The 13,949-nt window shown below is 70.8% G+C and carries 7 protein-coding genes and 5 pseudogenes; 7 read left to right on the top strand and 5 right to left on the bottom strand.

Going from position 1 to position 13,949, the window contains the following annotated elements:
• Positions 1-18: 18 nt before the first annotated feature.
• The 3 genes from OHO27_RS02330 to OHO27_RS02320 form a co-directional block, all read right to left on the bottom strand.
• On the bottom strand, positions 19-1,608 hold the full coding sequence (locus tag OHO27_RS02330) for an ABC transporter substrate-binding protein (protein WP_328419772.1): 1,590 nt from the start codon (positions 1,606-1,608) through the stop codon (positions 19-21).
• A 374-nt stretch (positions 1,609-1,982) separates the two neighbouring features.
• Positions 1,983-3,656 (bottom strand): purine-cytosine permease family protein, encoded by a 1,674-nt coding sequence (locus tag OHO27_RS02325; RefSeq protein ID WP_328419770.1) that lies wholly within the window; start codon positions 3,654-3,656, stop codon positions 1,983-1,985.
• 333 nt (positions 3,657-3,989) lie between these two features.
• Positions 3,990-4,586 carry a TetR/AcrR family transcriptional regulator gene (locus OHO27_RS02320; protein WP_328419768.1) on the bottom strand — a complete coding sequence of 199 codons (597 nt, stop codon included), beginning with the start codon at positions 4,584-4,586 and terminating at the stop codon, positions 3,990-3,992.
• Positions 4,587-4,721: 135 nt separating this feature from the next.
• Between OHO27_RS02320 and OHO27_RS02315 the strand changes: the two genes are divergently transcribed.
• The 6 genes and pseudogenes from OHO27_RS02315 to mmsB all read left to right on the top strand — a co-directional run bounded on the left by OHO27_RS02315 (position 4,722) and on the right by mmsB (position 10,784).
• The gene (locus OHO27_RS02315; protein ID WP_443059506.1) at positions 4,722-5,630 is read left to right on the top strand and encodes an NAD(P)-dependent oxidoreductase; all 909 of its coding nucleotides are present in this window, start codon (positions 4,722-4,724) and stop codon (positions 5,628-5,630) included.
• Positions 5,631-5,667: 37 nt separating this feature from the next.
• Entirely contained in the window at positions 5,668-5,841 is a 174-nt protein-coding gene (locus OHO27_RS02310; RefSeq protein WP_328419764.1) for a hypothetical protein, read from the top strand.
• 168 nt (positions 5,842-6,009) lie between these two features.
• Positions 6,010-7,734, top strand: a complete 1,725-nt coding sequence (locus OHO27_RS02305) for a dolichyl-phosphate-mannose--protein mannosyltransferase (protein ID WP_328419760.1) — start codon at positions 6,010-6,012, stop codon at positions 7,732-7,734.
• Positions 7,735-8,014: 280 nt separating this feature from the next.
• A pseudogene (locus tag OHO27_RS02300) lies at positions 8,015-8,818 on the top strand (acyl-CoA dehydrogenase family protein); the annotation flags it as partial.
• Positions 8,815-9,892, top strand: a pseudogene (locus OHO27_RS02295) (enoyl-CoA hydratase/isomerase family protein). The pseudogenes OHO27_RS02300 and OHO27_RS02295, both read left to right, overlap by 4 nt.
• Positions 9,889-10,784 (top strand): annotated as a pseudogene (gene mmsB, locus OHO27_RS02290) (3-hydroxyisobutyrate dehydrogenase). Before OHO27_RS02295 ends, mmsB begins: the two co-directional pseudogenes overlap by 4 nt.
• A 31-nt stretch (positions 10,785-10,815) precedes the next feature.
• Here the strand turns inward: mmsB and OHO27_RS02285 are convergent.
• Positions 10,816-11,155, bottom strand: a pseudogene (locus tag OHO27_RS02285) (short-chain fatty acyl-CoA regulator family protein); the annotation flags it as partial.
• Positions 11,156-11,159: 4 nt separating this feature from the next.
• Here OHO27_RS02285 and OHO27_RS02280 point away from each other — a divergent pair.
• Positions 11,160-11,444, top strand: a pseudogene (locus tag OHO27_RS02280) (citrate/2-methylcitrate synthase); the annotation flags it as partial.
• Positions 11,445-11,519: 75 nt separating this feature from the next.
• On the opposite strand, the gene metE reads toward OHO27_RS02280, so the two are convergent.
• Positions 11,520-13,838, bottom strand: a complete 2,319-nt coding sequence (gene metE, locus OHO27_RS02275; protein ID WP_328419758.1) for a 5-methyltetrahydropteroyltriglutamate--homocysteine S-methyltransferase — start codon at positions 13,836-13,838, stop codon at positions 11,520-11,522.
• Positions 13,839-13,949 lie beyond the last annotated feature (111 nt).

Raw genomic sequence — 13,949 nt, 5'->3', positions numbered from 1 at the left:
AGGGCAGGGACCTGATGCTCACTTCTTCGGCTGCCAGTCCTCGATGTTCCACCAGGGGCCGCTGGCGAAGCCGTGCTCGTGCGGTTCGAGCTGCGTGGTCAGCCCGTCCCAGCGGTCGGCGAGCACATAGAGGTGGTCGATGTGGGTGAGGAACGTGTAGCCGGGGTTCTTCACGAGCTCGCGCTGGACGGCCTCGTACGCGGCCTTCCGCTTGGCCGGGGCCTGGGTGCGGCGGCCGGTGTCGAGGGCCTTGTCCACGGCCGGATTGTCGTAGCGGGCCATGTTGTTGAAGCCGTCACCGGCGAGGGAGGAGTGCAGCAGGGTGTAGAGGCCGAAGTCGGGGTCGCCGGTGCTGCCGAAGCCCGCGAGGACCGCGGTGTCCTTCATCCGCGGTTCGATGACCTCCCAGGTGGCGCTCTCCACCGTCACCTTGATGCCGGCCTTCTTGACGTCGGAGGCGTAGGCGAGGGCGTGGTCCTGGCGGACCTTGTCGCCGGACGGGTAGAGCAGCGTGAACGCGGCCTGCTGCCCGCCCTTGGCGCGGACGCCGTCCTTGCCTGCCTTCCAGCCCGCCGCGTCCAGAATCCGCTCGGCCTTGTCCAGGTCCTGCTCACGCTCGATGCCCTTGGCGAACGCGGGATCGTCGACGGGCAGCGGCCCGTACGCCGGTGTACCCGCACCGTCGAGGATCTTGTCGACCATGGCCTCGCGGTCCACGGCGGCATCCAGCGCCTGCCGGATCGCACGGTCGCCGGTGACCTTGCCGGCGGTCGGGAGGGTGACGGTGCGGAAGTCGTAGGACCTCGCCTCGTACGACTTCGAGCCGTCGTCGTTCTTGAAGGTGGCGGCGAGGTTGGGCGGCAGGACCGCGCCGTCCAGGTCGCCGGAGCGCAGCCGCGTGGCGCGCACGTTGTCGTCGGCGATGACCGCCATGGTGAACGTCTTCACCTTCGGCGCGCCGCCCCAGTAGTCCGGATTGGCCTTGAAGGTGAGCTTCTCGCCCTTGCTCCAGGCGGACAGGACGTACGGGCCTGTGCCGACGGGCTTGAGGTTGAAGGAGCCGGTGTTGGGGTCCTGCTCGCCCGCGACGTGCTCGGGGACGATGGGCAGGACCGTGCGCCCGGCGAACGGCGCGTACGGGTACTTCAGCGTGAAGACGACCTTGCCGTCACCGCTCGCCCGCACGTCCTTGACGGCGTCCAGTTCGCTGCGGGCCGTGTTGTTGGTCTTCCCGTCCAGGATCGTCCGGTACGTGAAGACCACGTCGTCGGCCGTCAGCGGCTCCCCGTCGCTGAACTTCACGCCGTCGCGCAGGGTGTACGTGTAGGTGAGGCCGTCGGCCCCGATCTCGGGGAGCGCCTTCGCGAGGGCGGGTCTGAGCTTCAGGTCGGCATCGCGGACGAGCAGTCCGTCGAAGAGCTTCGAGTTGCCGTCCTTGCCGTAGCCGAGCAGCGGACTGAGGGTGTCCGGCTCGGAGGCCACCCCGATGACGACGGAGTCGGCGGCCTTGCCGGCGCTGCCGCCACTGCTGGGTGCGGAGCAGGCGGCGACCCCGGCCACCATCGCCGCCGCCGTCACGGCAGCACTACGTATTCGACGGGTCGTCATGAGCGTCACACCCTTGTTGCTTGTGAAGAGTTGTTGCACATCAAATGCGATAGGAGGGCTACCCAGGCGCACCCCGCATCACTCCGCCGCGGATCGGCGGGCGTGACCGGCGAGGAATCCACGGGCGCGGGAGTATCTCGCCGGTGGGCAGGCGGAGTTGCGGGGTGGTCATAAGGGCAGGGCGGCGCCCTGGGTATGGCGGTGGTCCGAAGCCCCCATGCGACCCTGCCCCCTCTGCGTCCATCTCGTTATTGCGATGAGTATGCAATAAGGGCCCGGGTGTCGTGTACCCGGGGTCTGCGTGCACGGCGGACGGCATGACGGAGGGCTCCCGCAGGGCACGTGCCCTACGGGAGCCCTCAGGTTGCCGGGTGTCAGGGGATGGCGGGTGTCGCAGGCAGCACGTGGTCGCCGACCTTGTCGGTGCTCAGGCACAGCGAGCAGACGACGGCGTCGTGGGTCCGGCAAGCGGCCACGTCGGGGCGCTCGAACTGCTGTCGGCACACATGGCACTCGTACGTCACGCCGCTGGGGTTGCCGTCCGCGTCCAGGGTCGGTTCGGTGATGCCGTCGTCGGCGCGGCGCAGGTAGTACTTGCCCTTGGTGGCCACGGCCATCAGCGGGGTGAGGACGAAGGCGATGACAGCGGCGGCGACGGGGGAGTACGGCTGGAGGGTGTCGCCCAGCGCGTGGAAGTACAGGGCGATCGAGAGCGCGGAGGCGGCGGTGAAGGCGACGACGCCGACCGGGTTCACGGCGTAGAGCATGCCGCGGCGGAACTCGGGGGCGTGCGGGGAGAGTTTCAGGAGGTACTTGTTGACGCCGATGTCGGTGGCGACGGTGACGACCCAGGCGATCGCGCAGTTCGAGTAGAAGCCCAGAATGCTGTTGAGGAAGCTGAACATGTCCGCCTCCATCAGCGCGAGCGCGAAGGCGAGGTTGACCAGGACGAAGATCATTCGGCCCGGGTAGCGCTTCGTGACGCGGGTGAAGGAGTTGGTCCAGGCGAGGGAGCCGGAGTAGGCGTTCGTCACGTTGATCTTGATCTGGCTGATCACTACGAGGACCACGGCCAGCGGGACCACGAGCCAGGACGGCATCATCGCGTCGAAGGCGCCCTTGAACTGCTGGATCGGCTCGGGCGCGGCGGTGGGACCGACCTCGGCGAGAATGTAGACGGCGAGGAAGACGCCGATGGCCTGCTTCAGCGCGCCCAGCACGACCCAGCCGGGACCGGCCATCACCACGGCCGTCCACCAGGCCCGCTTGTTCGCCTCGGTCTTGGGCGGCATGAAGCGCAGATAGTCGATCTGCTCGCCGATCTGCGCGATCAGCGAGAGACACACACCCGCGCCCAGCAGTACGGCGGCGGTGTTGACGCCGCCCTCGCCGTCGGTGCCGGCGTAGGCGAGGAACCGGTCGACGGTCCCCGGGTCGGTGGCGACCAGGTAGACCAGCGGGGCGACCATCAGCAGCAGCCAGATCGGCGTGGTCCACACCTGGAGTTTGCTCAGCGCCGTCATCCCGTAGATCACCAGCGGGATCACCATCAGCGTGGACACCAAGTAGCCCAGCCACAGCGGCAGTCCGAGGCCGAGCTTGAGGCCCTGGGCCATGATCGAGCCCTCGAGGGCGAAGAAGATGAAGGTGAAGCTGGCGAAGATGACGCTGGTGAGGACCGAACCGAAGTACCCGAAGCCGGAACCCCGGGTGATGAGGTCCAGGTCGATGTTGTAGCGGGCGCCGTAGTAGGCCAGCGGGAAGCCGGTCACGAAGATGACCACGGCCGCTACGAGGATCGCGAGCAGCGCGTTTCCGGTGCCGTGGGCCAGGCCGATGCCGGCGCCGATGGAGAAGTCGGCCATGTAGGCGATGCCGCCGAGTGCGGTGGTCGCCACGACCATCGGGGTCCAGCGCCGGTAACTGCGCGGTGCGAAACGGAGGGTGTAGTCCTCGAGGGTCTCCTTGGCGGCCTGGTCGGTACCCGGCGACGCCTGCTGCTCGGGTCCGGGCTCGGTGACTTCTGCCAGTCGTGGCTCCGTGCTCACGCCACGCCTCCTTGCTGCGGGTTGGGGACTGCCGTGGGGGGCCTCGGTCCGGGAGCGGTGCGAGGGAGTGGTGTCCCGCGTGACGAACGTCGGCGAGGCAGGAACGTTAGGCAGGAGTCGTTTCCCCTGAGGACTCCTTGGATGAAGGGCGTGTTTCCCGCAGGGGCGAGGCTGCGACGGCCATGGCCTCAAGCCGACCGGGGCAGGCTCGCTGACTGCCGCCCGCCTGCTCGCGGACGGCTGCTGGCCGGGCGCATGTGCGGGCGCATGTGTAGGCGCCCGCTGGGAGCAGGCTTCGCGACGACCTGCCGGAACAAGGAGCGCCGGTTCGTGTCAATCCGTCTTGTGCACCGCGGCGTCCAGGAGGGGGCCGAGTTCCCGCGCCACGGTCGTCAGCGCCCGGACATCCCGCTCGGCCCGCGCCATGAGGATCGCCCCCTCCAGCGCGCTGATCATGAGCGTGGCGAGCGCACCGGCCCGCTCCTGCGGCACACCCATGTCGGCCAGAGCGCCGGCCACCGGCCCGGTCCAGGTTCCGAACGCGGCGGCCACCGCCTCCCGCGTCGACTCGGTGGACTCGGCCCAGTCCACCGTGGCGGCCGCGACAGGGCAGCCGCCCGCGTACCCGGCGGCCTCGTACTCGTCGGTCCACTGGCGGACCATCTCCGCGAACAGCCCGCTCGGCGTCGGCTCGTCCAGCGCGGCAAGGAAACGGGCGACACGATTGCCCGCATACCGGCCCGCCCAGCCGACCGCCTCGTTGACCAACTGCTCCTTGCCGCCGGGGAAGTAGTGCTGCAGCGAGCCGCGCGGTGCCCCGGCATGTGCGGCGACCTCACGCATCCCCGTGGCGGCGACCCCGTCACGCCGGATGAGCTGGGCAGCGCTGAAGACCATCCGCTCGCGCGGGCCTCGCTCGGACACTGCCATCCCGACCTCCAGCGACCGTTCACCAATGATCCGGAGTCCATTCTATGACCGTGGTCATAGTGTGGGGTTACTATGACCACGGTCATAGAGAATGGGCGGTGCATCGTGTACGTGGGATTCATCGGTCTCGGGGTCATGGGACAGCCCATGGCGCTCAACCTGGCTCGCGCCGGAACGCCCCTCGTCGTGTGGAACCGCAGCCGCGACCGCAGCGAACCCCTGCGCGCCGCCGGCGCCCACATCGCGGACACCCCCGCCGAGGTCTTCGCACAGGCGGAGACGGTGATCCTCATGCTCGCCGACGAGGCCGCCGTGGACACGGTCCTCGGGCGCGGCACCCCGGACTTCGCCGCGCAGATCGCCGGACGTACCGTCGTCCACATGGGCACGACCGCGCCGGAGTACTCGGCCGCCCTCCAGGACGCCGTCCGGGCCGCGGGCGGACGCTACGTCGAGGCGCCGGTCTCCGGCTCCCGCGTCCCCGCCGAACAGGGCGACCTGGTGGCGATGCTGGCGGGCGACGACGACGCCGTCGCGGCCGTACGCCCCGTCCTCGCCCCCATGTGCCGCGAGACGTTCGGCTGCGGCGGCGTACCGGGCGCCCTGCTGATGAAGTTCTCGGTCAACCTGTTCCTGATCACCCTCGTGACCGGCCTGACCGAGGCGTTCCATTTCGCCGACCGGCACGGGCTCGACCAACGCCTGCTCCGCGACGTCCTGGACGCGGGACCGATGGCCAGCGCCGTCTCCCGGGTGAAGGGGCCCAAGCTGCTGGCCCGGGACTTCGCGGTCCAGGCCGGAGCCGCGGACGTCCTCAAGAACAACCGGCTGATCGCCGGGGCCGCCCGCAAGGCCCAAGTGGCGTCGCCCCTCCTCGACGTCTGCCACGCCCTGTACGGCGAAACCGTGGTCCAGGGCCACGGCGGCGAGGACATGGTGGCCGTCCTGCATGCGCTGGAGGCCCGCACGGACCGCTCCGCTCTCGCCGGTTCCCCGGACCACAGAGCTGACCAACGCCCCACCGTGGACAACACCACGCCATGAACGGCGACTTGGCGACGAACCCTGCCGCACCGTCGACATGCCGCTCCAGGCCGGGCAGCTGCTCCGCCTGGGCGATGGCGACGGGCAGGTCGTGTCCACTCCCGGGCACACGCCGGGCCACCCGGCCCTGTGGCAGGAGAATCTTCACCTGGCCCTGATGGCCGACGCGGCACGCCAACTGGACCGGAAGCACGAGGACTTCGCCGCATAACCGGTCGATGCGGCGTTCCGCACCGGTGCCGTCGTCCTGTGCGCCGGGAGGCTCCCACGCAGCCGAGCGCACCTCTGCCGCCGCTCGGTTCCCTGCGGGCGATGCCGTTCCCGCGGGCAGGACCGGCACGGGCACCGTCAACGACCGGTGACCGATTAAGGTCATCCGATGACGAGTAGCAGCGTGTCGCGGGCCCAGGTCCTCGACGGCACCCCGCCGACGACAACTCCCCATGACTGGCAGGCCCGTCTGCGCCGGTTCGGATACGTCGGACGCCCTCGGACCGACATCCGCGAACGTCTCGTTCCCCCCTTCCCCAAGCCCGCAACCCGTACCCCGTACCTCACGCGCCTCGGCCCGGCACGCGCGCACACCCTCGCGAAGGTGATCGAATGGCTGGGGCCGGTACTCGTCGCCGCCCTGGCCGCAGCGATCCGCCTCTGGCACCTCGGGCGTCCACGCGACGTCGTCTTCGACGAGACCTTCTACGCCAAGGACGCCTGGTCCGTGCTGCAGTTCGGCTACGAGGGCACGTGGCCGGACCGGAAGATCGCCGACCCGCAGGTACTCGCGGACCCCCAGGTGATCCCGCTCTCCGACACCGGCGCCTTCGTCGCCCACCCGCCGATGGGGAAGTGGGTGATAGCAGCCGGCGAGTGGATGTTCGGCCTGAGCCCCTTCGGCTGGCGCTTCATGACGGCGGTCCTGGGCGCGCTGTCGGTGCTGATGCTGTGCCGAATAGGCCGCCGCCTGTTCCGTTCGACGGCGCTGGGCTGCCTGGCCGGCGCGCTGCTGGCCGTCGACGGTCTGCACTACGTGATGAGCCGTACGGCGCTGCTGGACCTGATCGTCATGTTCTTCGTCCTGGCCGCGTTCGGGAGCCTCCTGATCGACCGGGACCACGCGCGGGCCCGACTCGCGGCCGCACTGCCGGTCGGCGAGGACGGCCATGTGCGCCCGGACCGGCACACCGGCGACCACGCCGGGACGGGATTGCGTCCATGGCGGCTCGCGGCCGGATTCTTCCTGGGACTCGCGGCCGCGACCAAGTGGAACGGCCTGTACTTCCTCGCCTTCTTCATGGTCCTGACCCTGCTGTGGGACGTCGGCTCCCGCCGCGTGGCAGGGGCGCGGCACCCGTACCTGGCGGTCCTGCGCAAGGACCTCGGATGGTCGGTGCTGTCCGTTGTCCCCGTCGCCGTGGTGACGTACGTGGCCACCTGGACCGGCTGGTTCCGCTCCGACCACGGCTACGCGCGCCACTGGGCCGACGGGCGTGGTGGCACCTGGTCGTGGATCCCCGCTCCGCTGCGCAGCCTGTGGCACTACGAATACGGGGTGTATCAGTTCAACGTGGGGCTGCACAGCTTCCACAAGTACGAGTCCAGCCCCTGGAGTTGGCTGGTCCTCGGCCGCCCGGTGCTCTTCCACTACGAGTCGCCGAAACCCGGAACGGACGGCTGCCGCACGACGGTCGACTGCTCGCAGACGATCCTCGCCCTCGGCACGCCGCTGCTGTGGTGGACGGCGTGCTTCGCCCTCGTATATCTGCTCTACCGATGGGCCCTGCGCCGCGACTGGCGTGCCGGCGCCGTCCTGTGTGCGGTGGGCGCCGGTTACCTGCCCTGGTTCCTGTACCAGGACCGCACGATCTTCTCCTTCTACGCGGTCGTCTTCGTGCCGTACCTGTGTCTGGCCGTGGCGATGATGCTCGGCGCGCTGCTGGGTCCGCCGGGGGCCGGCGAGACGCGCCGCACGGGGGGTGCGGTCGCGGCGGGGGCGCTGGTCCTGCTCATCGGCTGGAACTTCATCTACTTCTTCCCGATCTACAGCGGGCAGACGATCCCCTATGCCGACTGGCACGCCAGGATGTGGCTCGACACCTGGATATGAGTCCAAGGGGGGCTCGGCTATCGGGTGTTCGAGGGTCGGCCCTCACGTCCCTCGCAGAGCGCCGTCCGGACGGCCGCCTTGATGTCGTCGCTCTGTGCGTCCGGACCACCCGGGCCGAGGTTCACCATGACCGTCGCCTGTCTGCCGTCGACCGTGGCACCGCCCGCCGTCTCGTACCCGGGGATGTCGCCGGTGTGCCCCCAGTAGCGGCCGCCGCAGGGCAGCGGCCTGCTCTCCAGGCCGAGGCCGTGTGCCCGGCCGTCCGGGTTGCCGGTCGGGCGCGATGGAGGACCTTGCCGGCTACTGCCTCACCGAGCCGGGCGCCGGCTCGGACGCGGCCGCCCTCAGCACCCGAGCCGTGCGCGACGGCGACCACTGGGTGCTTTCCGGCGTCAAGCAGTTCATCTCCGGTGCGGGCGCCGCCCAGCTGTATGTGGTGATGGCGCGCACCGGCGGCGAGGGCGCCGACGGCGTGTCCGCGTTCCTCGTCGACAAGGACGACCCGGGCCTGTCCTTCGGCGCCGACGAACGCAAGATGGGCTGGAACGCCCAGCCCACCCGCCAGGTCGTCCTGGACGGGGTCCGCGTACCCGCCGACCGGCTCCTCGGCCGGGAGGGCGAGGGTTTCCGTATCGCCATGAACGGCCTCAACGGCGGCCGTCTCGGCATCGCGGCCTGTTCCCCCGGCGGCGCCCGCAGCGCCCTGGACCGCAGCCTGGCTCACCTGGCGGACCGGGAGGCATTCGGCCGGCGGCTCCTGGACGCCGAGGCGCTGCGCTTCCGCCTGGCCGACATGGCGACGGAACTCGCCGCCGCCCGCGCCCTGGTCCAGCAGGCCGCCCAGGCCCTGGACCGCGGGGACCCACAGGCGCCGTACCTGTGCGCCATGGCGAAGCGGTTCGCCACCGACACGGGGAACACCGTGGCCGACCGGGCGCTCCAACTCCACGGCGGCTACGGCTACCTGAGCGAGTACGGCATCGAGAAGATCGTCCGTGACCTGCGGGTCCAGCAGATCCTGGAAGGAACCAACGAGATCATGCGCGTCATCGTGGCCCGCGGCCTGACGGAGGCGTTCGGATGACCGGCGCCGGAGAGCCCGTCGCGCTGCACACGGCCGGCCGGGCCGCTCACATCACGCTCAACCGTCCCAAGGCCCTCAACGCCCTGACCCACGCGATGGTCCGCCGCATCGACGAGGCACTGACCGCCTGGGAGGAGGACCGAACCGTCGAGACCGTCGTCCTCACCGGCGCGGGGGAGCGCGGACTGTGCGCCGGGGGCGACATCCGCGCCATCCACGATGACGCCCGCGACGGTGACGGCACCGCCAGCGCGGACTTCTGGCGGGACGAGTACCACCTGAACGCCCGCATTGCCCGCTACCCGAAGCCGTACGTCGCCGTCATGGACGGCATCGTCATGGGCGGCGGCGTCGGCGTCTCCGCGCACGGCAGCGTCCGTATCGTCACGGACCGGTCCAGGATCGCGATGCCCGAGACCGGGATCGGCTTCGTGCCGGACGGTCGGCGGCACGTATCTCCTCGCGCTCGCGCCCGGCGAGCTGGGCACTCACCTGGCGCTGACGGGGGCTCAGATCAATGCCGGCGACGCCCTGTTGTGCGGACTCGCCGACCTCTACATGCCGTCCGCCTCGCTCCGCGAGTTCGTCGACGACCTCGCCGACGTACCCGTGCGAGAAGCCCTGGCCCGCCAACTGCGGCCTTCTCCCACGGGGGAGTTGGCCGTTCGGCGCGAGTGGATCGACGCCTGCTACGCCGCCGGCTCCGTCGAGGAGATCGTCGAGCGGCTGCTCGCCCACGGCGATCTCGCCGCGAAGGACGCGGCGGAGACCCTGCTCGCCAAGTCGCCCACCGCGCTCAAGGTCACCCTGGCCGCCCTGCGCCGCGCCCGTCGGCTCGCCTCGCTGGAACAGGTCCTGGAGCAGGAGTACCGCGTCTCCTGCGCGGCCCTGCCCGCTCCCGACCTGGTCGAGGGCATCCGCGCCCAGGTCATCGACAAGGACCGCGACCCGCGCTGGTCGCCGGCCACCCTCGTCGAGGTGACCGGCACCGACGTCGAGCGCTTCTTCCACCCTCCCGGCGGGCGCGAACTCGGGCTTGCCGGACCCGACACCACCACGGAGGTGGCCTGGTGAGCAGAACCGTCGCGTTCATCGGACTCGGACACATGGGCGGCCCCATGGCCGGCAACCTGGTCAAGGCCGGCTATCGGGTGCTCGGTCACGATCTCGTGCCCGCCGCGCTGGACAGCGCCGCCGCAGCCGGTGTCGAGCCGGCCGCCTCCACTGCCGACGCCGTCGCCGGGGCGGAGGTGGTCATCTCCATGCTGCCCGCCGGCCGCCAGGTCCTCGGCCTCTACTACGACATCCTCGCCGCGGGCAGCCCCGCACCCTCTTCGTCGACTGCTCCACCATCGACGTCGCCGACGCCCGCACCGCCCACGAACGTGCCGTGGCCGCAGGGATGCGGGCCCTTGACGCGCCCGTGTCCGGCGGGGTCGTCGGCGCCGAGGCCGCCACGCTGACCTTCATGGCGGGCGGAGGAGAGGGGGAGTTCGCCGAGGCGCGACCCCTGCTGGAGGCCATGGGCAGGAAAGCCGTCCACTGCGGTGGCGCGGGCGCCGGACAGGCCGCCAAGATCTGCAACAACATGATCCTCGGCGTCTCCATGATCGCCGTCAGCGAGGCGTTCGTCCTCGCCGAGAGCCTGGGGCTGTCCCACCAGGCGCTGTTCGACGTGGCGTCCACGGCGTCCGGGCAGTGCTGGGCGCTCAGCGTCAACTGTCCCGTCCCCGGCCCTGTGCCGACCAGCCCCGCCGACCGTGACTACCGGCCGGGCTTTGCCGCGTCCCTCATGGCCAAGGACCTGGGGCTGGCCGCCAACGCGGTGCGCGCGGGTGCCGTGCACGCGGAACTCGGCCTGCGCGCGGCCGAGTTGTACGCCGCATACGCCGGGCGCGTCGGTGACACGGAGGACTTCTCCGGCATCGTACGGACCATCAGAGATCAGGGCGGGGAGCAGGCATGACCGCGGACCAGGTCTACGACTAGGAGACTGGCAGCTCGCAGCCGAGGGCGACGGCGAACTCGGCGCGTGGGGCGTGGGGCGTGGTGACCGAAACCGCCGCGGGTGATGGTCCGGGCGATCCAGAAGTACTGCTCCCCGTCCGGTATTTCGGTGACCTGGGTCAGAATCCGTCCGGGCGCGGAGAACGCCTCGTACACCGTCCACAGCGGGCAGGTGCCGCCGAGCCTGGAGAAGTGGAAGTCGGTCGCGGACTGCCGCTTGGAGATGTTGGCGGCACGGTCGACCCGCGGGAAGGAGAAGGAGACCCCACGGTGGCCGGTGTGCTGAAGGGTGCTCAGGCGGTGGCAGAGCGTCTCTGAGCCCACGCCGAAGCACCGCGTGGCCGACCCAGAGGTCACCCGCCTGGCCACGCTGCACGCGGCCCTGCGCCACGCCATGCTCAGCCGCAAGGGCATCCACCCCAGCCTGGACTACCCGGCCGGCCTGGCCTACCACTAGCTGGGCTTCGACATCCCGCTCTTCACGCCGGTCTTCGTGATGAGCCGCATCACCGGCTGGACCGCCCACATCACCGAACAGCTCGCCCACAACTCGCTGATCCGGCCTCTCGCGTCGTACGCGGGGCCGGATCAGCGAGCGGTGGCGGTGGTGGCCGGGTAACGCTCCGGACATCGGGACCGGGGAGGGGACGCGGACGCTCCCTCCCCGGCAGTCCACCTCCGAGCGCGCCCGGACTCAGGACGCGGAGAGCTCCTCACGGACCGTGCGGGCCGCGGTGACCAGGTTCTCCAGGGAGGCGCGGGTCTCGGGCCAGCCGCGGGTCTTCAGGCCGCAGTCCGGGTTGACCCAGAGCCGTTCGGCCGGGATGGCCTTGAGGCCGGTGCGCAGCAGGGACGCCGCCTCCTCGGCGCTGGGGACTCGGGGGGAGTGGATGTCGTACACGCCGGGGCCGGCCTCGCGCGGGTAGCCGTGGGCGGCGAGTTCGCGGGCGACCTGCATGTGCGAGCGGGCTGCCTCCAGGCTGATGACGTCGGCGTCGAGGTCGTCGATGGCCTGGACGATGTCGCCGAACTCGGCGTAGCACATGTGGGTGTGGATCTGAGTTTCCGGACGCACACCGCTCGTGCTGAGCCGGAACGCCTCCGTCGCCCAGGCCAGGTAGGCCGGATGGTCGGCGGAGCGCAGCGGCAGGGTCTCGCGCAGCGCGGGTTCGTCGGCCTGGATGACCGAAGTCCCGGCCGCCTCCAGGTCGTTGACCTCGTCGCGCAGGGCGAGGGCGACCTGCCGGGCCGTGTCTCCCAGTGGCTGGTCGTCGCGGACGAAGGACCAGGCGAGCATGGTCACCGGGCCCGTGAGCATGCCCTTGACGGGGCGTTCGGTGAGGGACTGGGCGTACTGCGTCCAGCGCACCGTCATCGGCTCGGGGCGGGAGATGTCGCCGGCCAGGATCGGCGGACGGACGTAGCGGGTGCCGTAGGACTGGACCCAGCCGTGCTGGGTGGCGAGGTAGCCGGTGAGCTGCTCGGCGAAGTACTGGACCATGTCGTTGCGTTCGGCCTCGCCGTGCACCAGGACGTCGATCCCGGTCTTCTCCTGGAAGGAGATCACCTCCTGGATCTCGGCCTTGATGCGCTCCTCGTACCCTGCGGCGTCGATGCGCCCGCCGCGCAGGTCGGCGCGTGCGGCGCGCAGTTCGCCGGTCTGCGGGAAGGAGCCGATGGTCGTGGTCGGCAGCAGGGGCAGGCCGAGGTGGGCGCGCTGGGCGGCGGCGCGTTCGGAGTACGGCTGGGACCGGCGGGCGTCGGCCTCGGTCACGGCGGCGGCGCGGGCACGGACGGCCGGGTCACGGGTGATCGGCGAGCCGGCGCGGGACGCCAGGTCGGCCCGGTTGGCGGCGAGTTCGGCGGAGATGGTGTGGGTGCCCTGGGCGAGGCCCTTGGCGAGGGTGACGATCTCGGCGGTCTTCTGCTTGGCGAAGGCCAGCCAGCGCAGGACCTGCGGCTCGATGTCCCGCTCCAGGCCCGTGTCCAGGGGCACATGCAGGAGGGAGCAGGAGGCGGCCACGTCCACCCGGTCCGCCAGCCCGAGCAGGGTGCCCAGGGTGGACAGGGACTTCTCCAGGTCGTTGACCCAGATGTTGCGGCCGTTGACCACGCCGGCGACCAGGCGCTTGCCCGGCAGCCCGCCGACGGCGGCGAGCGCGTCGAGGTTGGCGGCGGCGGACTCGGTGAAGTCCAGCGCCAGCCCGTCGACCGGGGCCTTCGCCAGCACCGGCAGGGCGTCGCCGAGCCGGTCGAAGTACGAGGCGACCAGCAGCTTCGGACGGTCGGTGAGGGCACCGAGATCACGGTAGGCGCGCTCGGCGGCGTTCAGCTCGGCCGGGGTGCGGTCCTGGACGAGTGCGGGTTCGTCGAGCTGTGTCCACTCAGCGCCGGCCGCGCGCAGGTCGGCGAGGACCTCGGCGTACACCGGCAGCAGGCGGTCCAGGAGGGTGAGCGGCTCGAAGTCCGCGGGCACACCGGGGGCGGGCTTGGCGAGCAGCAGGTAGGTGACCGGGCCGACCAGGACGGGGCGGGCGGTCAACCCCAGCGCCAGGGCCTCCTTCAGCTCGGCGACCTGCTTGGCCGAGTCGGCCGTGAAGACGGTGTCCGGGCCCAACTCCGGCACCAGGTAGTGGTAGTTCGTGTCGAACCACTTCGTCATCTCCAGCGGCGCCACGTCCTGCGTGCCGCGCGCCATGGCGAAGTATCCGTCGAGGGTGTCGGCCGTGACGGCGTGCCGGTGGCGCTCGGGGATCGCGCCGACCATGACGGTGGTGTCCAGGACGTGGTCGTAGTACGAGAAGTCGCCCGTCGGGACCTCGTGGATGCCGGCGCCGGCCAGCTGACGCCAGTTGGCGGCGCGCAGTTCGGCGGCCGCGGTGCGCAGCGCGTCGGCGGTGACGCGGTCCTTCCAGTAGCCCTCGATCGCCTTCTTCAGTTCCCGGTTCGCGCCCTGGCGGGGGTAGCCGGACACGGTGGCCCGTGCTGCCGCGGCTGCGGACTTCGTGGTCACGGAGATCTCCTTCGCGAGATGAATCCCTGAGATCCCGGGGACGGGACGAGAGCGCGAAGGGGTGACGAACCGGACGGTCGGAGCGTGCGCGGCTGGGCACGGTCGTCCGTC

It is taken from the genome of Streptomyces sp. NBC_00443 (assembly GCF_036014175.1).
Classification (GTDB): Bacteria; Actinomycetota; Actinomycetes; order Streptomycetales; family Streptomycetaceae; genus Streptomyces.
This window is presented reverse-complemented; position numbering and strand designations above follow the sequence as displayed.